Genomic DNA, 22,920 nt, shown 5'->3' with positions numbered 1-22,920 from the left:
CGCCGGCGTCACTCCTTCGAGACGGGGCCGACGAAGTTGGTGTCGAAGCTCGGGCCGAGCGCAAAGCCCTTGAGGTTCTTGCGCAGGCCGGCCACTTCCAGCTGCTGGTGGATGATGACGAAAGGACTGGTGTCGAGGATCTTCTTCTCGAGATCCTGGTACATTGTGGCGCGCTTGGCCGCGTCCTTCTCGAGCAGGGCGGCCTCCGTTTGCTTGGTCAGGTCCGGAATGTCCCAGGCGTTGCGCCAGGCCAGCGTCTTGGTCTTGCCTTCATCCGAATTGTCCGGGTTGCTGGCAAAGGTCTGCGCATTGGAATTCGGGTCGAAATAGTCCTGGCCCCACTGGCCGATATAGATGTCGTGGTTGCGGGCGCGGTATTTGGTCAGCGTCTGCTTGCCGTCGCCGGGGATGATCTCCAGCTTGATGCCGGCCTGTCCCAACGTCTGCTGGATCGATTCCGCCATGCCCGTCGTCGGCTGGCCGGTGCGCACGTCCATGGTGACGCTGAAGCCGTCGGCGAGACCCGCCTTGGCGAGCAGTTCCTTGGCCTTGGCGACGTCGAACTTGAACGGATTTTCGTCCAGCTCGCCGAGTACGCCCTTGGGCAGGAAGGTCTGATGGATCTCGCCGATGCCCTTGAGGATGGTCGTGCTCAAGGCATCGTAGTCGACCAGATATTTGAACGCCTGGCGAACCTCGGGCTTGGCGAGGTTCGCGTTCTTCTGGTTGAGGCTGATGTAATAGACCGTGCCCTTCGGCGCGCTGGTGGTGGTGAGGTCGGCATTCTTGGCGATGGCGTCGAGATCGTTCGGCTCGAGATTGCGGGCGACGTCGATGTCGCCGGCTTCCAGCGCCAGGCGCTGGCCCGAGCTTTCCTTCATGTTGCGATAGATGACACGGGCAAGCTTGGCCTTCTCGCCGTTGTAATTGTCGTTGCGTTCCAGCACGACGGCCTCGTTGGCGCGCCATTCGCGCAGCTTGAAGGCGCCGGAGCCGGCATAGCCGGTCTTCAGCCAGGCATTGCCGAAATCATTGTCCCATTTGTAGTCGGCGCTCGGCGTGACCGCGGCGACATGCTCCTTGACCAGCTTGGCGTCGACCACCGAGGCGACCGTCGCCGACAGGCAGTTCAGCACGAAGCTCGGCGCATAGGCCTTGTCGACGGTGAACTGGAACGTCGTATCATCAACGGCCTTCGCCTTCTCGGTGACATTGCCGCCATCGATGCCGAACTGGCCGATGATGAAGGCCGGGCTCTTGTCGAGCTTGATGGCGCGCTCGAACGAATAGGCGACGTCCGCCGCCGTGATCGGATTGCCGGAGGCGAATTTGAGGCCGGGCTTGAGCTTGAACGTGTAGGTCAGGCCGTCGTCGGAGACGCTCCAGCTTTCCGCGAGATCGCCTTTGACCTTGGAGGTGTCGCTGAGGTCGAGGCGTACCAGGAGATCATAGGTGTTGCCGGTGATTTCGGCGGTCGACAATTCGAATGCCTCGCCCGGATCCATGGAGATGATGTCGTCGATGGCGAAACCCTCGACCAGCGTGTCGGCGGGCGTGACCGCGAAGGCAGGCGCAGCGGCCAGAAGCAGCGCGGACATGGCCGCGCCCGCGAGCAAGAAGCGGGAGCGTAGAGCAAACTTTTCCATCATCATTTTAACTGTTCCCTGTTTTTGTTGACCTGAGTTCCCGGCTCAGGGTTGTGGCATTTTCTTGCCGCGTCGAACGGTGATTCCCGGACCATTGTCTTGGCAATTTTGTGCAGTTCCGGCTCACCATATCCGGCGGTTTCGAGCGCGGCAACGAGCATTTGCAGAACGGTCGATTGGGCCAGACCGGCGGTGCGAAAACCCGGCTATTTCAGCGCGGTAACCAGGTCGGCGTCGGGAAAGCAGGTAGCGGAACGGCCGTTGCTGGCCTGCCATTTGCCGATCGAGCGGCGCGTCTTGAAGCCGGGCAGGCCGTCGGCGCTGCCGACATCATAGCCCTTGGCTTCCAGCGCCCGCTGCAGGGCGGCGATGTCGGAGCGGTAGAGCCCGCCGACCGCGCCCCAATTGCCCGAGAAATTACTGTCGCCATGGGCGATGCGATCGGCGCCATGGCCGATAAACAAGGCATAGAGATCGCTGGTGTTATACTGCTTCAGCACGTAGAAATTGGGCGTAACTATGAAGGCCGGGCCGCTGCGGCCGGCCGGCATCAAAAGAAAGCCCTCGGCTTTCAGTTCGCTCGCCGGGAACGGTTTACCCGACACACGCCTGATACCCATATCAGCCCATTGCGAAATCTTCTTGCCCTGGTCGGGACCTTCGAGCGAGCACGAGACGCTGTCCGGTATCGTCACCTCGAAGCCCCAGCCGCGGCCCCTGACCCAGCCATAATGCACGAGATAATTGGCGATCGACGCCAGTATGTCGGGCCTCGAATTCCAGATGTCGGTGCGGCCGTCGCCATCGAAATCGACGGCATGCTTCAGAAACGACGTCGGCATGAACTGCGGCTGACCGAGCGCACCGGCCCAGGACGATTTTATCGCGCCGACCGGGGCAAGCCCGCGCTCGACGATCTCGAGCGCCGCCAGCAGCTCGGTGCGGAAGAATTCTTTCTTCGTCGACATGAACGCCTTGGTGCCCAGCACCTCGAAGGCGTCGTAGGGCAGCTTTGCCGCACCGAAGCCGCTCTCGCGGCCCCAGATCGCCAGCAGCACTTCGCCGGGCACGCCATAGCGCTTCTCGATAGCGGCAAGGGTCCTAGCGTTGGCCGCCTCGCGGGTGCGGCCGCCGGCGGTGACCGCGCGAACTATCTTTTCGGCGAAATAGGCGCCCGGCGAACCGAACTCGGCCTGATGCTGCTTCCGCGGCGTCGTCGCCTTCTCGCCCGGCAGCACCAGGTCGGGCAGCTTGAGGTTCGGCTTGACGCCGTCGAAGGCGGCATCGAAGGTTTTCCTGGAGATGCCTTTGGCCTTGGCTTCGGGCCAGAGGTCGTTGCCAAGCCAGGCGCGGAACTGATCGTCGATTTTTGCCGCGGAGACGGGGGTGGCGAGGAGGAAGGCGGCAAGTGCGGCGAGAAGAAACGCGACGGCTATTTTGTGAAAGCAGCGATCCGTCCCACCCCCCTCTGTCCTGCCGGACATCTCCCCCGCAAGGGGGGAGATTGGCTGTCGCCTCTGCTTCCGCCAATTTTCGACGTTGAAAGATTGGCGGCGAGATTGACGCTGCCGATCTCCCCCCTTGCGGGGGAGATGTCCGGCAGGACAGAGGGGGGTGTGACAGAGTGCCCGCCTTAAAAAATGCGCAGCAGCCATCATCCGCACTCTCCCCGCCACTCGCCTCAAAACGCCGTCCGCGAGCGCAGTGCGGCGGCCAGCGTGCCTTCGTCGAGATAATCGAGCTCGCCGCCGACCGGAACGCCATGCGCCAGCCGCGTCACCTTGATGTCGAAGCCGGAAAGCTGGTCGGTGAGGTAGTGCGCGGTGGTTTGGCCCTCGACCGTGGCGTTGACGGCGAGGATCACTTCCTTGACTTCGCCGCCGGCGACGCGATCGACCAGCGAACGGATGTTGAGCTCATCAGGACCAATGCCGTCGAGCGGCGACAGCGTACCGCCGAGCACATGGTAGCGCACGTTCATGGCGGTCGCCCGCTCCAGCGCCCAAAGGTCGGCCACGTCCTCGACGACGATGAGCGTGGTGGGGTCGCGGCGCGGGTCGGTGCAGATCATGCAGGGATCGGAGGTGTCGACATTGCCGCAGGTCGAGCAGATGCGCACCTTGTCGACCGCCTCGCCCATGGCGGCGGCGAGCGGCGCCAGCAGCTGCTCCTTCTTCTTGATGAGGTGGAGCGCGGCGCGCCGTGCCGAACGCGGGCCGAGCCCCGGCACCTTGGCCAGCAGCTGGATCAGGCGTTCGATCTCGGGACCGGCGATTCGCTTCGACATCGCACCGGTTTAGACCATGATCCCGAAAAGTGGAAACCGGTTTTCGGAAAAGATCATGGTCAAACAAGACGATAGAGCCCCATTCCGATCTATCGGAATGGATCAGGCTCCAGGATTTTTCAACGGGTTTTGGAACACCACTGAGGCGCGTGCTGTCCAGCGGGCAGAGAGGCAATCGCCCAGGTTTGCGCCGCCCCTCATTGCCCTGCCGGGCATTTCTCCCCGTATAGCGGCGGGGAGAAAGGGCTGACCGCAACCTCGGTCCCTTTTTTTGCGACGCCGGAAATTGGCGAAATCCTTGGCCACAGCGTCCTTCTTCCGTCACTATACGGGGAGAAGATGGCGGCAGCCAGATGAGCGGCGGCGCCGACGTTGACCGTCTCAGTTTTCTTCCAGCGGCCGGGTCTGGCCGGCGATCATCGCGCCGATGGCGTCGGTGTTCTCGGGCGTCGCCTCGAACGACATTGTCGGCTCTGCCGGCGCTGCCTCGAAGGAGGTGACAGGCCGTGCGCTCGCGGTCCCACCGAAACGGGCCGCATCGGGCTCCTGCATTGGTTCTTGCAGCGCCACCAGCACCGGCTTCTCCTGGGTGGGCTTCTCTGGGGCCGCCCTCTCCGGGGTCGCCATCCCGGCAGTCACCCTTGTCTGCTTTGCCGGCTGCGATGCGGCGGCGGTCACATAGGTCGCCTTGGCGAATGTCGGCTTGGCGTCGCGCGCCGGCTCGGCCGAGGCGACAAGTATGGCCTGAGCGGCAGGCGCTTGCGGCTTGGCCTGGGCCACGGCGACCACCGGTTCGTCCGGCAGCGGCTGCCAGTTGCGGCCGCGCTTTTCATAGAAGGCATTGCCGCCGGCGACCATGGTGTAGTGCATGTTCTTGTAGGGGAAGCGCAGGCCGGCGGTGTGGAAGTACATCGTGTTCTTCAGCTTGGCTTTGCGCTCGCCCTTGAGCACGGCCGCGGCAGCTTCCTCGACATCGGGCATCGCCTTCGAATTCATCGGCCGCGTCATGACGCCCGGCGCGAATTGGCCGCGCTCGCCAACGACCTGGCAGATGGTGTTGCCATGCTTGCCGGACCGCAGCCGGTTCATCACCACCGTGCCGACCGCAATCATGCCGTCACGGCTCGACCGGTTGGACTCGAAGAACATTGCCCGCTCCAGGCACTCCTTTTCCTTCGGCGTGGAATTGTAGGAGCGCGAGCTCAGGAAACCCGGCGTAATGGCATCGGTCAGGCTGGACATGCCGTGCGAGGCGGTCTGACTGCAAGCGGCCAAAAACAGCGGCGAGATAACGACGCCGAGCCGCAACGGCGTCTTCCATCGGGTAGAGATCAACAGGCGTCCCCTCATTCTGCTGCCAGCCCGCCCCTGGTTGCGGCAAGAATGAGACACTTTCAGGCAAAAAGATGGCTAAAGCGTTATTAAGTGTGGGGAGTTGCCTAATAGACACAGCTGGCGGAAGAGCAAGCACTGGCTGCTGCACTCTTCGGCCACTGTAACGGCATACCGATTGACTAGCCTTAGAAGGGCAGTTTCATTCCCGGCGGGATCGGCAGTCCCGCGGTCAGCGCCTTGGTCTTTTCCTGCATGGTTTGCTCGACCTTGGTCCTGGCGTCGTTGTGGGCAGCGAGAAGCAGATCCTCGAGAATCTCGACCTCGTCCTCCTTGAACAGCGACGGGTCGATCTTCAGCGACTTCATCTCGAATTTGCCGGTCAGCGTCACGCTAATCAGGCCGCCGCCGGCCTGTCCGGTGGCTTCCAGCGTGGCGATCTCATCCTGCATGGCCTGGAACTTGGCCTGCATTTCCTTTGCCTTGCCCATCAGGCCGAGAAGATCTTTCATCGCACGGTCCTTTGCAGTTGGTGCCGGTTGTTTCAGGTTTCGTCGTCGTCTGCCGGCGGCTCGACCGGCACTTCGCCCTCGGCCGCATCGGCTTCCGGCGCGTCGGGAATGCGCACGTCGATGATCTTGGCGCCGGGAAAGCGCGCCAGGATGGCGGCGACCGTCGGATCGCTCTTGGCATCGAGGAAGGCGTTTGCGCGCTTTGTCGATTCCATCTCGGCCAAGGTCTGGCCGCCCTCCTCCTTCGACAGCGACACCAGCCAGTTGCGGCCGGTCCAGGCGCGCAATTTGGCGGTCAAATCGTTGAGCAGCATCTTCGGCGCATCGTCGGTCAGGCTGACGTCGATACGGCCGGGCTCGATGCGCACCAGGCGCACGCAACGCTTGACCAGCACCTTGAAGGCCATGTCGCGCTGGGCGTCGGCAAGGGCGACAATGTCGGCCAGCGACTTCACCGGCACCGGCGGCGCCTCGACCACCGGCTCCGGCGGAGCAACGAAATTGGTCGGCACCGGCTCGGACTCGACCAGGCGCATCGACTGCGCGCCGCCATTGGCCGTCGGCATCCGCGCCTGCGCCACGGCACCGGCACTACCGCTTGCAGGCCCATGATTTGTGGGGCCAGGGCTTGCCGGCGCGCCATTCGCGCGCGGCGCGGCACCCGGCAGGGAGACGCCGTTCTCCAGCGATTTCAGCGCCTCATCCAGCGTCGGCAGGTCGGCGGCATGCGCCAACCGGATCAGCACCATCTCGGCGGCGCTGACTGGACGGTTGGAAGTCTGCACCTCGGGAATGCCTTTCAAAAGCATCTGCCATGTCCGCGACAGCACCTTGACCGACAGCGTCCTGGCGAAATCGGCGCCGCGCCGGCGCTCGTCCTCGGACAGCGAGGCGTCGTCGACAGCAGCCGGCACGAAGCGCAGACGGGTGACCAGATGGTTGAACTCGGCAAGGTCGGTCAGCACCGCGGCAGGATCGGCGCCGGTATCGTACTGGGCACGGAATTCGGCAAGCGCGGCGGCGACGTCGCCTTTCATGACATGTTCGAACAGGTCGACGATGCGGGCACGGTCGGCCAGGCCCAGCATGGCGCGGACCGCTTCGGCGCTGACCGCGCCGCCGCCATGGGCGATCGCCTGGTCGAGGATGGACTGCGCGTCACGCATCGAGCCTTCGGCCGCGCGCGCGATCATCGCCAGCGCATCGTCTTCGACTTCGATGCCCTCCAGACCCGCTATCCTGGCAAGGTCGGCCTTGATCATTGCCGCATCGATGCGCCTGAGGTCGAAACGCTGGCAGCGCGACAGGACGGTGATCGGCACCTTGCGGATTTCGGTGGTGGCGAAGATGAACTTGACGTGCGGCGGCGGCTCTTCCAGCGTCTTCAGCAGGCCGTTGAAGGCCTGGTTGGAAAGCATGTGCACTTCGTCGATGATGTAGACCTTGTAGCGCGCCGATACCGGGGCGTAGCGCACGCGTTCGATGATGTCCCTGATGTCGTCGATGCCGGTATGCGAGGCGGCGTCCATCTCGATGACGTCGACATGGCGGCCTTCCATGATCGCTTGGCAATGCTCGCCGAGCACGGCAAGGTCGACTGAAGGCTGGTCGACGGTCGATGTTTTATAGTTCAGGGCCCGCGCCAGTATGCGCGCGGTCGTCGTCTTGCCGACGCCGCGCACGCCGGTCAGCATCCAGGCCTGGGCGATGCGGCCGGTGGCAAAGGCATTGGTCAAGGTGCGGACCATCGGCTCCTGGCCGATCAGTTCGGAGAAATTCGACGGTCGGTATTTGCGCGCCAGCACGCGATAGGCGGCAGGCTTGTCCGATTTCCCGGCGTCGTTTCCGGCTTCGCTCATTCGCCCGTTAAGCTCCAAGGGCTGCCACTGGAGGCGGCCGATTCCTGCGCATAGTTTCGCCCGCACGGCTTGGCGCCGTCAATGTCGGGGCAAAAGGCGAAGAGGCGGGAGGCTGGAACAATGACCCGTTCCGGGCTCGTTAGGGCTGCTTCCTTCCGGACCTGACCCGGTTGGCGAGTGGACCGTCCACCACCAACCTCCCGGCCTCCATATCGGCAATCCGGCGATGAAATGCAAGTGCGGATGATAGGAGTCGTGCGCGACGGCGAAAGCTGAAACCAAAAACCCGCCTCGGCGGGCGGGTCGTTGGTGCGAATAATCACCATAGCGACATTAGTAGCATAGCTGCCGGCACAAAGCAAGAACAAAATGTGGCTGCGGTCAAAATTGTCGACCTCGGCGGGGCAGCGCCAACCGTATGCAATGCCCTGGTCCTCGGTTCTTCGCGCACAATCAGCGCCACGACGGCCAATGTTGCTTGCTGCCCCTTGCGGCCCCCCGGTAGCCGCTCTAGCGTCGATAAAGTTCAAAAAACGTCAAAATGCGAGGGAAACGCCGATGCTGCCGGGCCTCAAGGCAGGATTCACGCTTGACGCTCAGCTGGAAGCCGACAGCGAACAGCTGATGTGGCTCGGCCTGTGCGAATTGCGCGTCATGAACGACCGCCGCTGGCCGTGGCTGCTGCTGGTGCCGCAGCGGCCGGGCATCGAGGAAATCCACGACATGACGCCGCTCGACCAGGCGATGCTGACCTTCGAGACCAACATGGTGGCGCTGGCGCTGAAGCGGGTGACCGGCTGCACCAAGATCAACACCGGCGCGCTCGGCAACATCGTGCGGCAGTTGCACGTGCATGTTATCGCGCGCTCGGAAGGCGATCCCGGCTGGCCCGGCCCGGTGTGGGGGCACGGCCTGCGCGAGCCCTACCAGCGCTCCGACATTCGCAAGTTTGCGGAAAAGATCAAGGCAGCGCTATAAGCCTCTCCCGTGTCCATCTTGAACCTTCCCGAGTCCGCATGAGCTTTAGCCTGTTTGACGCGCCCTTGCGCGAGCCGAGCCAGTTCGTCGGCTTCGCCGGCAACATCATCGACCGGCAATCCGAAAACCGCGCCGACGATTCCGTCGAAAAGGCGCTCGCCGATCCGACGACTCGGCTTTTGCTGATGCATGGCGGCCGGCTCTATCTGAAGCTTGCGCAAGACGCATTCGATCCCTGGTTCGGCGTGGCCGAAAGCCGGCCGCTCGAGGCATCGCTCGAAAACGGCGTCCTGCTCGGTTTTTCCGAAAGTGGCCCGGTGCTGGCGGTGCCGGCCGCGGTCGAGCCCGAGCAGCTTCCCGAGACGATCAAGGCGATCGACTATCGCTCGGTCTATATGCAGGGGCTGATCGACGAAGCGGCGGCCGGCGCGCTGGCGCAAGGGGCGGCGCTGCTCGCCTGGCATGCCAGCCATCGCTTCTGCAGCAAATGCGGCACCGAAGCCGAGATGCGGGCCGGCGGCTACAAGCGGCATTGCCCGGCCTGCGGTACGGAGCACTTTCCGCGCACCGACCCGGTGGCGATCATGCTGACGGCGACGCGCGAAAAATGCCTGCTCGGCCGCGGCCGGCATTTCGGGCCCGGCATGTATTCGGCGCTCGCCGGTTTCATCGAGCCGGGCGAGACGATCGAGGCGGCGGTGCGCCGCGAAACGCTGGAGGAAGCCGGCATCCGGCTCGGCCGCGTCGTCTACCACGCCAGCCAGCCCTGGCCGTTTCCCTATTCGCTGATGATCGGCTGCTTCGGCGAACCGCTCAACGACGACATCCACCCCGACCTCAACGAGCTGGAAGACTGCCGCTGGTTCTTTCGCGACGAGGTGCTGTCGATGCTGGCCAGGGAACATCCGGGCGGCCTGGTGACGCCGCCGAAAGGGGCGATCGCCTATAACCTGATCCGCGCCTGGGCCGACAGCGCGTGACACGAAGACATCGCAGGAGCAAAAAATGATCCGTCACACCGTCGTGTTCACGCTAAAACACCCGCCGCACTCGCTTGAGGAAAAAAGGTTCCTCGCCGATGCCAAGAGGATCCTCACGGCGATAAAGGGCGTCACGCATTTCGAGCAGTTGCGGCAGGTCAGCCCCAAGAACGAGTACCGCTTCGGCTTCTCGATGGAGTTCGCCGATCAGCGGGCTTACTCCGGCTACAACGATCATCCCGACCACGTCGCCTTCGTCCGCGACCGCTGGATCCCCGAGGTCGAGGCGTTTATGGAGATCGACTACGTGCCGCTCGGCTGGGGCTGAGACGGGGAAGCGGCGCTCCAAAAAATCAATACCCCGCGTCGCGGTCCACCACATTTTCCAGCGCTTCGCCGCGCTCGAAGGCGTCCATCTGGCGCAGCATGATCGGCGCCAGGTGGACCGGATCGGAAGTTGCCGCCGCATGCGGCGTCACGAACACTTTAGGATGGTTCCATAGTGGGCTGGTCTTCGGCAGCGGCTCGACCTCGAACACGTCGAGGCTGGCTTCCTTCAGCGTGCCGTCGTCCAGTGCGCGCAGAATGTCGGCGTCCTTCTGCAGCCTGCCGCGCCCGGCATTGATCAGCACCGAGCCGCCGAGGCCGTTGCGCTTGCGCAGCTCCTTCAGCACGCCGTGGTTGATGATGCCGTGCGTCTGCGGCGTCAGCGGCAGAAGCACCACCAGGATGTCGGTAGCGTTGAGGAACGGGATCAGGCCGGCCTCGCCCGCATAAGTCGAGACACCTTGCATCGGCCGATCGCTGCGCGACCAGCCATTGACCGGAAAGCCGAGCGACAACAGCACCGACGCCGCCGCGCGGCCGAGCGTGCCGAGCCCCATAATGCCGACCGAGATGTCGCTGGCCGGCCGCTGCTGCGGTTCGTGCCAGATCTTCTTCTGCTGCTGGGCGCGGTAGAGCATGCCCTGGCGATGGTGGTCGAGCACCCGCCAGACGACGTATTCGGTCATGTACTGGGTCAGGTTGTCGGCCACCACCTTGACGACCGGAACGTCGGGCAAGGTGGGATCGGCGAAGATGTGGTCGACGCCGGCGCCGATCGAGAAGATGGCGCGCAGATTGGGCAGCGACGACAACAGGTTCGGCCGCTGTTTCCACACCACCGCATAGGTGATCGACGGATCGGCGGCGCCATTCGGCTCGAGCACCACTTCGCGCTCCGCCGACAGCAGTTCGCGCCAGCGCAGCGGATGAATACCGGTGAGGGCAAGCAGGATGCGGCCTTTTTCCATTGCGGATTGTTTTTCCTTTTTACCAACAGCGTTCGCGTCCCGACGTGCAAGGGCGCGGCAGCGTTTTGATTTTGTGCATGATCTCTGGCGAAAATCTACTCGCTAACGATGCCGACCGGCGCCGTTTCGATCTTGAAGGCGGCCGAGATCAACGCCTTTGTATAGTCGGTCCGCGGGTTGCCAAAAATCTGTTCGGAAGGTCCGGCTTCGACGATCCTGCCATTGCGCATGACGATGACTTCATTGGCGAGCGCGCGGATGACCCTCAGATCGTGGCTGATGAAGAGATAGGCGAGGTCGTGCTTGGCCTGCAGGCTGCGCAAGAGGTCGACGACCTGCGCCTGCACGCTCATGTCGAGCGCCGAGGTCGGCTCGTCCAGCATGACGAAGCGCGGGTTGAGCACCATGGCGCGCGCGATGGCGACGCGCTGGCGCTGGCCGCCGGAGAATTCGTGCGGATAGCGGTTGCGCGTCGCCGGATCGAGGCCGACTTCCCGCAGCACGTCGACGACGCGCTCGTCGCGTTCATCCAGCGACAGCTTCGGCTCGTGGATCTTCAACCCTTCCTCGATGATCTCGGCGACCGACATGCGCGGGCTGAGCGAGCCGAACGGATCCTGGAAGACGATCTGCAACTCGCGCCGCAGCGGCCGCATTTCATTGAAGGACAGCTGATCGATGCCGCGTCCGTTGAACTGGATATTCCCGGTCGACGAGATCATCCTGGCCAGCGCCAGGCCGAGCGTCGTCTTGCCTGAGCCGGATTCGCCGACGACGCCAAGCGTCTGGCCGGCCCGCACGGTGACGTCGATGCCGTCGACCGCCTTCACATTGTCGACGGTGCGCCGGAAGAAGCCCTTCTTGATCGGAAACCAGACCTTGACGTCGTTGCCGACCATCACTGGCTTGGCGGCCTGGTTGGCCGCCGGCGGCTTGCCCTTCGGCTCGGCGGCAAGCAGATGCCGGGTGTAGGCGTGCTGCGGATTGGCGAATATCTCCTTGGTCGGGCCGGTCTCGACGATCTTGCCTTTGGTCATCACGCAGACCCGGTCGGCGATCTTCCTGACGATGCCGAGATCGTGGGTGATGAACAGCATCGACATGTTCTTGCGGCTTTTCAGGCCGGCGAGCAGTTCGAGGATCTGCGCCTGGACGGTGACGTCGAGCGCCGTCGTCGGCTCGTCGGCGATCAAAAGTTCAGGCTCGTTGGCCAGCGCCATGGCGATCATGACGCGCTGGCGCTGGCCGCCGGAAAGCTGGTGCGGATAGGCGTCGAGCCGTTTCTCCGGTTCGCGGATGCCGACCTCATGCAGAAGTTCCAGCGTGCGCGCCTTGGCGGTGCGATCGCCCAGGCCCTGGTGCAATTTCAGCACCTCGACGATCTGCTGCTCGATCGTGTGCAGCGGGTTGAGCGAGGTCATCGGCTCCTGGAAGATCATGGTGATCTTGTTGCCGCGCACGCGGCGCAAGTCTCTCTCGTCCGTGGCCAGCAGGTCGGCGCCGAGGAACAGGATCTTTCCCGAGGGGTGGCTGGCGGTCGGATAGGGCAGCAGCTTCAGCACCGACAGCGCGGTGACCGACTTGCCGGAGCCGGATTCGCCGACCAGCGCCACCGTCTCGCCCTTGGCGAGGTCGAAGGAAATATGGTCGACGGCGATCGACTGGTTGCCGCCTTGCGTGAAGGCGACGCTGAGATCCTGGACCGAGAGCAGTGGGGTATCGCTCATCTGAACGTCTTGCGCGGATCGAAAGCGTCGCGGGTGGCCTCGCCAACGAAGACCAGCAGCGACAGCATCAGCGAGATGACGACGAAGCCGGAAATGCCGAGCCATGGCGCGTTGAGATTGCGCTGTGCCTGCTTCAACAACTCGCCGAGCGAGGCGGAGCCGGGCGGCAGGCCGAACCCGAGATAGTCGAGCGAAGTCAGCGTCGAAATCGAGCCGCTGAGCAGGAAGGGCAGGAAGGTCAGCGTCGCCACCATGGCGTTGGGCAGCAGATGCCGGAACATGATGGTGATGTTGGACACGCCGAGCGCGCGCGCCGCATTGACATATTCGAAATTGCGGGCGCGCAGGAACTCGGCCCTTACTACGCCGACCAGTGCCACCCAGGAAAACAGCAGCATCAATCCGAGCAGGATGAAGAAGCCGGGCGGCAGGATGGCGGCGACGATCAAGAGCAGATACAGCACCGGGATGGCCGACCAGATCTCGATGAAGCGCTGGAACAGAAGGTCGGTCCAGCCGCCGAAATAGCCCTGCAAGGCGCCGGCCGCCACGCCGATCAGCGCCGAGCCGGCAGTCAGGACCAGGCCAAACAGCACCGAGACCCTGAATCCGTAGATGACGCGCGCCAGCACGTCGCGGGCCTGGTCATCGGTGCCCAGCCAGTTCCAGTTGCCGACGTTGCAGTTGGGGTCCGCTTCGCCTTTCGGATACTGGTTGCAGCGCGTCTTCTTGTCGTAGAGCCAGGATGGCTTGGTCGGTGCTGCTTCGGGAATGGCATTGTTGACGGTCTGGTAGGAGTAGCGCACCGGTGGCCAGATCATCCAGCCATTGGCGTCGATCTCGTCCTGGATGACCGGGTCGCGGTAGTCGGTGACCGCATAGAAGCCGCCGAATTTCTCCTCGGGATAGGCGACCAGGACCGGAAACAGGATCTCGCCCTTGTAGGAGGCGATGATTGGCCTGTCGTTGGCGATCAGTTCGGAAACCAGCGACAGCACGAACAGGAACAGGAATATCCACAACGACCAGTAGCCGCGCCGGTTGGACTTGAAGTTCTGCAGGCGCCGCTGGTTGAGCGGCGACAGAAAGGGCCGCGCGATCCGAGGCGGCGCCGTTTCGGCTGTGGCCTGCGCCATCAGACGTCTCTCCGCTCGAAGTCGATGCGCGGATCGACCCAGGTATAGATCAGATCGGACAGCAGCCCGACGAACAGGCCAAGCAGCGAGAAGATGTAGAGATTGGCGAAGACCACCGGATAATCGCGCTGCACCACCGAGTTGAAGCCGAGCAGACCGAGGCCGTCGAGCGAAAAGATGTTCTCGATCAGCAGCGAGCCGGTGAAGAAGGCCGAGATGAAGGCGCCGGGAAAACCGGCGATGACGATCAGCATGGCGTTGCGGAAGACGTGGCCGTAGAGCACCTGCCGCTCCGACAGGCCCTTGGCGCGGGCGGTGACGACATATTGCTTGCGGATTTCCTCGAGGAAGGAATTCTTGGTCAAAAGCGTCGTCGTGGCGAAGGCCGACAATACCAGCGCGGTCAGCGGCAAGGTCATATGCCAGAAATAGTCGACGATCCGCGCCGGCCACGACAGCTGGTCCCAATTGTCGGAGGTGATGCCGCGCAGCGGAAACCAGTCCCAGAACGAGCCGCCGGCAAACAGCACCATCAGCAAGATGCCGAACAGGAAGCCTGGAATGGCGTAACCGACGATGACGACGCCGCTGGTCCAGACGTCGAAGGTGGAGCCGTCCTTGACCGCCTTGCGGATGCCGAGCGGGATCGAAATCAGATAGGACAAAAGCGTGATCCACAGCCCGATCGAGATCGACACCGGCATCTTTTCCAGGATCAAGTCGAGCACCGAAATGTCGCGGAAGTAGCTGTCGCCGAAATCGAAGCGGAGATAGTTCCACAGCATCATGCCAAAGCGCTCGAGCGGCGGCTTGTCGAAGCCGAACTGCTTCTCCAGCTTCTTGATGAATTCCGGATCGAGCCCTTGCGCGCCGCGGTATTTCGAGCCGACGTCGCCGGCCACATCGAAATTGGCGCCGCCGGCATCACCGCCGCCGCCACCGAGGCGATCGCTGCCGCCCTGGTTGGTCAGCCTGGCAATGACCTGCTCGACCGGCCCGCCAGGCGCGAACTGGATGACGGCGAAGGACACCGCCATGATGCCGAACAAGGTCGGGATCATCAGCAGCATGCGGCGCAGTATATAGGCGCCCATCAGTTTTTACCCTCCTTAGGGAGGACCACTGTGGCTGGGGGTGCCCCCGAGGCAATCGCTTCAGGCCAATTGTCGACGCCGGCGCCGCCTCTCATTGTCCTGCCGGACATTTCTCCCCGTATAGTGACGGGGAGAAAGGGGCTGGCCGTAGTCTCGGCGCTTTTGTTGCCATGTTTGTGGTTGGCGAAATCCTCGATGAAAGCCCCCCTCTCCCCGTCGCTATACGGGGAGAGGATGCCGGCAGGCAGGTGAGGGGCGGCGCCAACGCCCGCAAGAAATTCAGCCTTTGCCAATCTTTGCCGCCTTGTCCCTGTCAAACCACCACAGCGCTTCCATCGCGAAGCCGTAGTCGGGTTTCGTTTCGTCGAAACCGAACATGTCCCAGAAGGCCACGCGGTGATTCGCCGAATACCAACTAGGAATCCAGTCCATGCGCGCGCGCAAGACCCGATCCAGCGAACGCAGCACTGTCGTCAGTTCCTGACGGTTTTTGACGCGGTCTATCGCCTCGACAAGCATGTCGATCGCCGGGTCTGCCGTGCCGGACAGATTGCGCGATCCCTGCAGGTTGGCCGAGCGTGAATGGAAGATGCCGTCCATTCCCTCCCGTGTTGGCGTCGGCGAGAACAGCACCGCCATCGCTATCATGTCGAAATCGAAGCTCGCCTGCCTGGCTTGGTGCTGTGCCGACTCGACCAGGCGGATTGAGGCGTCGAAGCCGATGGCCTTCAAATTCTCCGCCCACGGCCCATAGATGCGCACCAAACCTTCGTCGTCAGCAAGGATTTCTAACCTGAAAGTTTCGCCGGCGGCATTCTGGAAAAATTGACCGGACCGTTTCCATCCCGCGTCAGCCATCAGCTTTTGCGATGCGCGCAGCAATTTCCGGTCACGGCCGCTGCCGTCGGATGGGGGCAGAGCATAGACTTCGCCGAAGACTTCAGGCGCAAGCTTGTCGCGAAGCGGCTCCAGCAGCGTCAGTTCGTCAGGAGACGGTACGCCGGTGGCTTTGAATTCCGATCGTTCGAAATTGGATTGCGAACGATCATAGAGGCCGTAGAACAGCGATTTGTTGGTCCATTCGAAATCGAAGCACAACGCAATTGCGCGGCGCACGCGCATATCCCGAAACCGTTCGCGCCGTTGGTTCATGGCTGTCGCGTACATTAACGGGCGCTTTTCGGAAGGAAACTCGCGTTTAACCACCTTGCCTGCGGTGAGCGCCGGAAAATCGTAGCCGGTAGCCCATACGCGCGACGTTGCCTCTTCGCGGAAATGGACTTCGCCCTTCTTGAAAGCCTCGAAAGCCGCCTGACGGTCGCCATAGAACTCTATGCGCAGCTTGTCGAAATGGAACTGTCCTTTATTGACCGGCAGGCCGCGGCCCCAATAGTCCACGACGCGCTCGAACTCGATTGTCTGTCCCGGACGCACCAACCCGACCTTGTAAGGGCCGGATCCGAGCGGCGCCTTCATGCGGGAGCTGTCAAACGGGGCGATCGCGAAATATGCCTTGGAGAGGATCGGGAACGTTGCGACATCCAGGATGGTACGTTCCGATTGCTTGCCCGAAAAGGTCAATCTCAGCGTTCCAGTATCGGCGGCGACGGCTTGGGTCATCTCACGGAGCGGCAGCGAGAGATCGGGATGGCCCTGATTCTTGAAAAGGGTGAACGTATATGCGGCATCCTCTGCGGTCAGCGGCGAGCCGTCATGCCAGCGCGCCTGCGGGCGCAGGGCGAACTCGAACATGTTGCGGTCCGCCGAGATCGTCACGCTTTCAGCCAGCAGTCCATAGATGGAATCCGGCTCGTCCTGTGCGCCGGTCATGAGCGAATCGAAACACATTTCCATGCGCGGCGGGGCGTCACCCTTGGGCACGAAGCTGTTCAGCGTGTTGAAGGTGTAGGGATTCTGGTTGAACACCCATTGCGAGGGGCCGAAATTAAAGGTGCCGCCCTTGGGCGCGTCGACATTCACATAGTCGAAATGCTTGAAATCCGGCGCGTATTTGAGATCGCCGAAGGCCGACAGGCCGTGCAGTTTCACGCCGGTCGGGGTCGTGGCGAAAGCCCGGCCGGGCAGCCATGCAGCTGCCGCGGCGGCACCGCCCAGGGCGAGGAAGTCGCGACGGGGCAGCACCGTCATCAATTGCCACTCTTGTATTTGGCCGCCAGCGCCTTTTCCTTGACCGGATCGATCCACCAGGAATTCTGGTCGACGCCGCTATAGGCGGGCTGCTTTTCCGGCATACCGAACTTGTTCCAATAGGCGAGCCAGACCACGGCGCGGTAATATTGCGGCACGACGTAGAAGTTCCACAACAGCACCCGGTCGAGCGCATGGGTGGCGGCAACGAGATCGTCGCGGTCGGTGGCATAGATGATCCGGTCGACCAGCGCATCGACGACCGGATTCTTGATGCCGGCGTAATTGCGCGATCCCGGCGAATCGGCGGCCTTGGAGCTCCAGAAATCGCGCTGTTCATTACCGGGAGAGTCCGACTGGCCGAGTATCGAAGTGACCACGTCAAAGTCGAAATGGGTGACGCGGTTGATATACTGGGTCTGATCGATCAGGCGCAGCGTCGCGTCGACGCCGATTTTGCGCAGATTGGCGATGTACGGGCTGGCGATGACCTGGTCGGTGTCGTTCCAGCCGAGGATTTCGAATTTGAACGGTTCGCCGGTCTTGGCGTTGACCATCTTGCCGCCCTTGATCACCCAGCCTGCCTTGGCGAACAGATCGACCGCGGTCTTCAGGTATTTGCGCTCCGCCTGCGGGCTGTCGTAGACCGGCAGCTTGAATTCCTGGGTGAAGACCTCGGGCGGCAGCTTGTCACGGTACTGCTCCAGGATTTCGAGTTCCTTGCCTTGCGGCAGGCCGCTCGACGCCAGTTCCGTGCCCTGGAAATAGCTGCTGGTGCGGGTATTGGAACCGAAGAACAGGGTCCGGTTCATCGTCTCGAAGTCGAACGGGTACATCAAGGCGGCGCGCACCAGGCGATCTTGGAACAGCGGGCGCCTGGTGTTGAGCATGAAGGCCTGCATCGGTTCGGGCGACGCGGTCTTGAATTCCTTCTTGATGACGTCGCCGGCCTGGACTGCCGGGAAATTATAGGCCGTGTTCCAGCGCCTCGAACTGTTCTCCGGCTTGATGTCGTCCAAGCCGCCCTTGGTGAAGGCCTGCCAGGCGGCATTGTCGTCGAGAAAATAGGTGAAACGCTGGCTGTCGGAATTCTCGCGGCCGATCTTCACCGGCAGCTTGGCCGCCCAGTAGTCGGGCACGCGCTGCCAGACGATTTCCGAGCCCGGCTTGAAGCTGGCGATCTTGTAGGCGGCCGAGCCGAGTGGCGGCTCCAACGTCGATTTGGTGACGTCGCGCTTCTTGCCATTGGCGTCGGTACCTTCCCACCAGTGCTTGGGCAATACGACGAGATCGCCGAGAATCTTGGGCAGTTCGCGGTTGCCCTTCTGGTTGAAATGGAACTCGACCTCGCGGTCGGAGATGGCGACCGCGTCGGTGACGTTTTCGAAATAGCGGCTATATTGCGGGCTGTTGGCCTTCAGCACCTGGAACGACCAGATCACGTCGTCGGTGGTGATCGGCTGGCCGTCATGCCATTTCGCCCGCGGGTCGAGCCGGTAGGTCGCTGAGGAATAGTCGGCCGGATATTTGTAGGCGTCGGCGATCAGCGGATGGCTGGTGCTGCCCTCGTCGGTCGCCTGCTCCATCAGCGTGTCGTAGAGCAGGCCGCCGCCGAACTGCGCGAAGCCGGCAGCCGGCGACCCCTGCACGATGTAGGGATTGAAGCTGTCGAACGTACCAAGCACCACGGAATTCAGCGTGCCGCCCTTGGGTGCATCCGGATTGATGTAATCGTAGTGCTGGAAGTTGTCGCCATATTTGGATTCGCCGATCAGCGACGAGGTCGTGCGCCATTCGTCCGCGAGGGCCGCCTGCAGGCCGCCGGCAAAAGCAGCCAGCATAAGCACCAATTTCAGAAGCGTCCGCGCTCGGCCAACCGTCATGCGTTCTCCTCTTCGCGATATAGCGCCGTCACCATAGCGTCTGGGCCCAATCTAGATCATTTGGCGGCGCTGAAAACCGCAACGGAGCGGCTTTGTCGTCGCATATGCATTTTTCCTAACGAAAAAGCCGGGCTGAACCCGGCTTTTTCAAGGATTATGTCATTACAGTTTTGTTATTTTGCGGGTGCAGCCGGAGCGGCTGGCGCCGCGCCTTCTGCCGGCTTGGCAGGGGCTGCACCTTCGGCCGGCTTGGCGGGCGCGTTCTCGGCCGAGGCGCCGGGCGCCGGCAGCGGCTTCGGATTGTCCGACAGCGTGCGCAGATAGGCGATGACGTTGGCGCGGTCCTCATCCTTCGGCAGGCCGGCGAAACCCATCGCCGTGCCCTTCACGAACTTCTTCGGCGAGGTGATGAAGTGGTTGAGGTTGTCGTAGGTCCACTTCTCGCTGCCGCCCTTAGAGAACTCCTTCATGCCGGCAGAATAGGCAAAGCCCTCATGCTCGGCGACCGGACGGTCGATGATGTCCCACAGATCGGGGCCCACCTTGTTGGGGCCGCCCTTTTCGCCGGAATGACAGGCCTGGCATTTCTTGAAGACGGCGGCGCCCGCTTCGGCGTTGGCGGTGGTCAGCAGCTCGGCGATCGGCTTGGCCTCCGCGGCGGGAGCGGCCGGGCCGCCTTCGGCAGGCTCGGTCGCCTCGATGGCAAAGCCGGGCTTTTCCGGCGCCGGCGAGGCAAACAGCGCGTCGGACACGATGCCAACGGAAAAGACAATGAACACCGTGCCGAGGAAAGCGGCGAGCAGCTTGTTGACTTCGTTGGAATCCATACGCCCCAGGCTCCCTTTTCCGGCGGACCGATCCGTCCACTCCGTCCGTCGGTATCGTGAACCACCCTGCGAGGCGGTCAAATCGCGCGGAAACTAGGTCTTTTGCTCCGGCGTTGCAACACCTATAAGGGCGCTGCCAGTGAGACCTTTTGCCACTTTTGTCCTCCTCTTTTTCGAGCCCCTGCCCGCCTCATGTCCACCCTCATCCTGATCCCGGCCCGCATGGCCTCGACCCGCCTGCCGGGCAAGCCGCTGGCCAACATCGCCGGCACTCCGATGATCGTCCACGTCGCCCGCCGTGCTGCCGAGGCCGGCCTCGGCCGGGTCGTCGTCGCCACCGATACGCAAAGCGTTGCGGAGGCGGTGCGCGCGCATGATTTCGAGGCGGTGATGACGCGGGCGGACCACGAAACCGGCTCCGACCGCATCTTCGAAGCGCTGACCATTCTCGACCCTGGCAACAGCGTCGAGACCATCGTCAATGTGCAGGGCGATCTGCCGACCATCGAGCCCCTTGTTATCGGCGCCGCGCTTAAGCCTTTCGAGAACGCAGCGGTCGACATCGCCACGCTCTGCGTCGAGATCGTCCGCGACGAGGAAAAGACCAATCCGAACGTCGTCAAGCTGGTCGGCTCGCCACTCTCGGCGACGCGGCTCAGGGCGCTCTATTTCACCCGCGCCACCGCCCCCTGGGGCGAAGGCCCGCTCTACCATCATATCGGCCTCTATGCCTATCGCCGCGCCGCACTCGAACGCTTCGTTGCGCTGAGGCCGTCGCCGCTGGAGCGCCGCGAGCGGCTGGAGCAGTTGCGGGCGCTCGAGGCCGGCATGCGCATTGATGCGGAGATCGTGCAGTCGGTGCCGCTTGGCGTCGATACGCCGGACGATCTCGAACGCGCCAGGGCGCTCCTTTCCAACTAAGAAATTCTTCCCCCAATTCCCGAGACTCTGCGCATGCCTGAAAAGACCAACAAAATATCCTTCCAGGGCGAGCCGGGCGCCAATTCCGACACCGCCTGCCGCAACATGTTCCCGTCGATGGAGCCGTTGCCGTGCCCGACCTTTGAGGACGCCTTCAACGCCGTCGAGACCGGCAAGGCCGATCTGGCGATGATCCCGATCGAGAACACCATTGCCGGCCGCGTCGCCGACATCCATCACCTCTTGCCGGAATCGAAGCTGCACATCATCGGCGAATATTTCCTGCCGATCCACTTCCAGCTGATGGTGCTGCCCGGCGTCAGGCGCGACGAGATCCGGACCGTGCACAGCCACATCCACGCGCTCGGCCAATGCCGCAAATACATCCGCAAGAACGGCTGGAAGGCGACGGTTGCCGGCGACACGGCGGGCGCCGCCAAGATGGTCGCCGCGATGAAGGACCGCACCATGGCCGCGCTGGCGCCGGCGCTGGCCTCGACGCTCTACGGGCTCGACATCATCGAGGAGAATGTCGAGGACACCGACAGCAACGTCACCCGTTTCGTCGTGCTGACCAAGAACAAGCAATGGGCCGAACGCCCCTCGGCCGACGCCAAGATGATGACGACCTTCATCTTCCGCGTCCGCAACGTGCCTGCCGCGCTCTACAAGGCGATGGGCGGCTTCGCCACCAACGGCATCAACATGACCAAGCTGGAAAGCTACCAGCTCGGCGCGTTTACGGCGACGCTGTTCTACGCCGACATAGAGGGCCATCCCGACGACCCGCTGGTGAAGCTGGCGCTCGACGAGCTCGCCTTCTTCTCGCGCGAAATGCGCATTCTCGGCGTCTACCCCGCCAGTGCCTCGCGCGAGCAATGGAAGGTGGCGGATTAGGGTCCGGTCAGGTCAGGCTGAGCTTGTTCTGCCTGGCCGGCTTGCCGCATTCGCGGCGGCTGATCGACCGGTTCATGGCGTCGATCTTGCCGCTTGCCTGGTCGGCGTCACGTTTGGCTTTTGAGCGCATGTCCGGCGTGAACGGGCCGAAGCCCGTCGCCGGGTTGGAGAAGGACGGCTTGGCGTCCACCGGCAAATGATATTGCTGCGCCAGGCCGTTTCGTTGCGCCAGCAATTGGTCGCAAGGCACCTTGTCATATAGCAGCGAGGACTGGACGTTTTCGTCCTGCCGTTCGGACATCGAATTGCCGACGCAGCCGGCCATCGCCAGGCAAGATGCCAAGACCATCATGTTCCAGCGCATGAACGTGCTCCTTGTCTTTCGCAGCTGCCACTCTCCTGTGCAGCGGCAGGAGTCTTAGCCAGATTTTACGCTGCCGGAAAGCAAGCTTGCCAGTACGGCAAGCCCTTCGACCGGTTCGCGGCGATCCTGCCGGATAATCGTTGCCTGCAGCGACAGGACCGAAAAGCCGTTGGCGTCCAGAACCCGCTCTACATAGCTTTGCGAATGCGCATAGCGGCGCGACGGCTGCAAGGCGAAATCGCCGCTGCCAGATAGGTCGCCGCCGGAGAGCGTCTCGACGGAGAACGCAAACAGACCGCCGCCGGCAAGCATTCCGGCAATCTTGGTCACCACCTTGTCGAGTGCGCCGAGATAGATGAACACATCTGCCGCCGTCACCAGATCGGCTTTCGGGCCTGAATAGCAAAAATCCTGCAGGTCCGTCTTGACGAGCAGATCGTAGACGCCTTTGGCGCGCGCCTGCCTCAGCATGCCGGCCGAGATGTCGTAACCCTCCAGCCGATCGGCGATCGGCCGCAGTCTCTGGCCCATGAGGCCGGTGCCGCAGCCGAGATCGAGCACCAGCGAAAACCGGCCCGGCCGTGCTGCCCGGATGGCTCGGTCGAGACATTCGGGCAGACGATAGCCTAGCCTGTCGACCAGCTCACCCTCGAAGCTTCCGGCATAGTGGTCGTACAGCGTCTCGACAAAGGCGCTGGGCGGCGCCTGGGCGGCCGCTGCCTTGCCGATCAATTGCAGCTTGAGCACCGCGCCGAGCCTGTCCGCCGGGTCCAGCCGCAGTGCCGTCGTCCAGGCCTGCGCGGCGAGATCGGGCGCGCCCGCCGCCTCCTGCATCTCACCGAGGCGGAACCAGCCGGCCGGCCATTGCGGCGCCAGTTCGAGCGCGCCGAGCAGCAATTCCGACGCTGCCGCATGATCGCCGGACGCATGGAGCATTTCGGCATAGTCGGCGCGGCGGTCGGCGGTCGGATCGCCGGACGAAGTCTGGAGCGGTTTCATGGCGATCAGGTTCCGCCGGTGTTTTGCGGCCGGCC

The 22,920-nt window shown here is 63.0% G+C and carries 21 protein-coding genes and 1 other RNA gene; 5 read left to right on the top strand and 17 right to left on the bottom strand.

Going from position 1 to position 22,920, the window contains the following annotated elements; all coding sequences use genetic code 11:
* Positions 1 to 8: 8 nt before the first annotated feature.
* The 8 genes from NKJ93_RS20655 to ffs form a co-directional block, all read right to left on the bottom strand.
* Positions 9 to 1,652, bottom strand: coding sequence for an ABC transporter substrate-binding protein (locus NKJ93_RS20655; RefSeq protein ID WP_352549165.1), 1,644 nt, complete (start codon positions 1,650 to 1,652; stop codon positions 9 to 11).
* A complete protein-coding gene (locus NKJ93_RS20650; protein ID WP_352590834.1) occupies positions 1,649 to 1,807 on the bottom strand; it encodes a hypothetical protein in 159 nt (52 codons plus the stop codon). The genes NKJ93_RS20655 and NKJ93_RS20650 overlap by 4 nt, the downstream gene beginning before the upstream one ends.
* A gap of 45 nt (positions 1,808 to 1,852) precedes the next feature.
* Positions 1,853 to 3,130, bottom strand: a complete 1,278-nt coding sequence (locus NKJ93_RS20645) for a lytic murein transglycosylase (RefSeq protein ID WP_352493755.1) — start codon at positions 3,128 to 3,130, stop codon at positions 1,853 to 1,855.
* Between the two features lie 197 nt (positions 3,131 to 3,327).
* The gene (gene recR / locus NKJ93_RS20640; protein ID WP_352493754.1) at positions 3,328 to 3,933 is read right to left on the bottom strand and encodes a recombination mediator RecR; all 606 of its coding nucleotides are present in this window, start codon (positions 3,931 to 3,933) and stop codon (positions 3,328 to 3,330) included.
* A 381-nt stretch (positions 3,934 to 4,314) separates the two neighbouring features.
* Positions 4,315 to 5,268 (bottom strand): cell wall hydrolase, encoded by a 954-nt coding sequence (locus NKJ93_RS20635; protein ID WP_023719592.1) that lies wholly within the window; start codon positions 5,266 to 5,268, stop codon positions 4,315 to 4,317.
* A gap of 185 nt (positions 5,269 to 5,453) precedes the next feature.
* Positions 5,454 to 5,777: a YbaB/EbfC family nucleoid-associated protein gene (locus NKJ93_RS20630; protein WP_352548781.1), complete on the bottom strand. Its 324-nt coding sequence runs from the start codon at positions 5,775 to 5,777 to the stop codon at positions 5,454 to 5,456.
* A gap of 32 nt (positions 5,778 to 5,809) precedes the next feature.
* Positions 5,810 to 7,636 carry a DNA polymerase III subunit gamma/tau gene (locus tag NKJ93_RS20625; RefSeq protein ID WP_352590831.1) on the bottom strand — a complete coding sequence of 609 codons (1,827 nt, stop codon included), beginning with the start codon at positions 7,634 to 7,636 and terminating at the stop codon, positions 5,810 to 5,812.
* A gap of 104 nt (positions 7,637 to 7,740) precedes the next feature.
* An RNA gene (gene ffs, locus NKJ93_RS20620) (signal recognition particle sRNA small type) lies at positions 7,741 to 7,837 on the bottom strand.
* A gap of 357 nt (positions 7,838 to 8,194) precedes the next feature.
* On the opposite strand from ffs, the gene NKJ93_RS20615 reads away from it, so the two are divergent.
* Genes NKJ93_RS20615 through NKJ93_RS20605 form a run of 3 tightly spaced genes read left to right on the top strand, consistent with a single transcriptional unit; the run spans position 8,195 to position 9,922 of the window.
* Positions 8,195 to 8,614 carry an HIT family protein gene (locus tag NKJ93_RS20615; RefSeq protein WP_023717834.1) on the top strand — a complete coding sequence of 140 codons (420 nt, stop codon included), beginning with the start codon at positions 8,195 to 8,197 and terminating at the stop codon, positions 8,612 to 8,614.
* A gap of 38 nt (positions 8,615 to 8,652) precedes the next feature.
* Positions 8,653 to 9,594 (top strand): NAD(+) diphosphatase, encoded by a 942-nt coding sequence (nudC, locus tag NKJ93_RS20610; protein ID WP_023717835.1) that lies wholly within the window; start codon positions 8,653 to 8,655, stop codon positions 9,592 to 9,594.
* 25 nt (positions 9,595 to 9,619) lie between these two features.
* Positions 9,620 to 9,922, top strand: coding sequence for a Dabb family protein (locus NKJ93_RS20605; RefSeq protein ID WP_352483257.1), 303 nt, complete (start codon positions 9,620 to 9,622; stop codon positions 9,920 to 9,922).
* A 25-nt stretch (positions 9,923 to 9,947) separates the two neighbouring features.
* On the opposite strand, the gene NKJ93_RS20600 is transcribed toward NKJ93_RS20605, so the two are convergent.
* The 7 genes from NKJ93_RS20600 to NKJ93_RS20570 all read right to left on the bottom strand — a co-directional run bounded on the left by NKJ93_RS20600 (position 9,948) and on the right by NKJ93_RS20570 (position 19,704).
* The gene (locus NKJ93_RS20600; protein ID WP_023717837.1) at positions 9,948 to 10,889 is read right to left on the bottom strand and encodes a 2-hydroxyacid dehydrogenase; all 942 of its coding nucleotides are present in this window, start codon (positions 10,887 to 10,889) and stop codon (positions 9,948 to 9,950) included.
* A 95-nt stretch (positions 10,890 to 10,984) separates the two neighbouring features.
* A complete protein-coding gene (locus NKJ93_RS20595) occupies positions 10,985 to 12,616 on the bottom strand; it encodes an ABC transporter ATP-binding protein (protein ID WP_352590828.1) in 1,632 nt (543 codons plus the stop codon).
* On the bottom strand, positions 12,613 to 13,752 hold the full coding sequence (locus NKJ93_RS20590; RefSeq protein ID WP_352590825.1) for an ABC transporter permease: 1,140 nt from the start codon (positions 13,750 to 13,752) through the stop codon (positions 12,613 to 12,615). Before NKJ93_RS20590 ends, NKJ93_RS20595 begins: the two co-directional genes overlap by 4 nt.
* Positions 13,752 to 14,846 (bottom strand): microcin C ABC transporter permease YejB, encoded by a 1,095-nt coding sequence (locus NKJ93_RS20585; RefSeq protein WP_352590822.1) that lies wholly within the window; start codon positions 14,844 to 14,846, stop codon positions 13,752 to 13,754. Before NKJ93_RS20585 ends, NKJ93_RS20590 begins: the two co-directional genes overlap by 1 nt.
* A 279-nt stretch (positions 14,847 to 15,125) precedes the next feature.
* Positions 15,126 to 16,994, bottom strand: a complete 1,869-nt coding sequence (locus NKJ93_RS20580; protein WP_352590819.1) for an extracellular solute-binding protein — start codon at positions 16,992 to 16,994, stop codon at positions 15,126 to 15,128.
* A complete protein-coding gene (locus tag NKJ93_RS20575) occupies positions 16,994 to 18,877 on the bottom strand; it encodes an extracellular solute-binding protein (RefSeq protein ID WP_352590816.1) in 1,884 nt (627 codons plus the stop codon). The genes NKJ93_RS20580 and NKJ93_RS20575 overlap by 1 nt, the downstream gene beginning before the upstream one ends.
* A gap of 173 nt (positions 18,878 to 19,050) precedes the next feature.
* The gene (locus NKJ93_RS20570; RefSeq protein WP_352483264.1) at positions 19,051 to 19,704 is read right to left on the bottom strand and encodes a c-type cytochrome; all 654 of its coding nucleotides are present in this window, start codon (positions 19,702 to 19,704) and stop codon (positions 19,051 to 19,053) included.
* A 192-nt stretch (positions 19,705 to 19,896) separates the two neighbouring features.
* Between NKJ93_RS20570 and NKJ93_RS20565 the strand changes: the two genes are divergently transcribed.
* Together NKJ93_RS20565 and NKJ93_RS20560 are read left to right on the top strand one after the other, a co-directional pair.
* A complete protein-coding gene (locus NKJ93_RS20565; protein WP_023717846.1) occupies positions 19,897 to 20,625 on the top strand; it encodes a 3-deoxy-manno-octulosonate cytidylyltransferase in 729 nt (242 codons plus the stop codon).
* Between the two features lie 33 nt (positions 20,626 to 20,658).
* Positions 20,659 to 21,522, top strand: coding sequence for a prephenate dehydratase (locus NKJ93_RS20560; RefSeq protein ID WP_352483265.1), 864 nt, complete (start codon positions 20,659 to 20,661; stop codon positions 21,520 to 21,522).
* 7 nt (positions 21,523 to 21,529) lie between these two features.
* On the opposite strand, the gene NKJ93_RS20555 is transcribed toward NKJ93_RS20560, so the two are convergent.
* Positions 21,530 to 21,886 carry a hypothetical protein gene (locus NKJ93_RS20555; RefSeq protein WP_352590814.1) on the bottom strand — a complete coding sequence of 119 codons (357 nt, stop codon included), beginning with the start codon at positions 21,884 to 21,886 and terminating at the stop codon, positions 21,530 to 21,532.
* A gap of 54 nt (positions 21,887 to 21,940) precedes the next feature.
* Positions 21,941 to 22,885 carry a class I SAM-dependent methyltransferase gene (locus NKJ93_RS20550; protein WP_352483267.1) on the bottom strand — a complete coding sequence of 315 codons (945 nt, stop codon included), beginning with the start codon at positions 22,883 to 22,885 and terminating at the stop codon, positions 21,941 to 21,943.
* Positions 22,886 to 22,920 lie beyond the last annotated feature (35 nt).

It is taken from the genome of Mesorhizobium sp. M0028 (assembly GCF_040323855.1).
Taxonomy (GTDB): domain Bacteria; phylum Pseudomonadota; class Alphaproteobacteria; order Rhizobiales; family Rhizobiaceae; genus Mesorhizobium.
The sequence above is the reverse complement of the archived record's forward strand: the minus strand, read 5'-3'. Positions and strand labels throughout refer to the sequence as shown.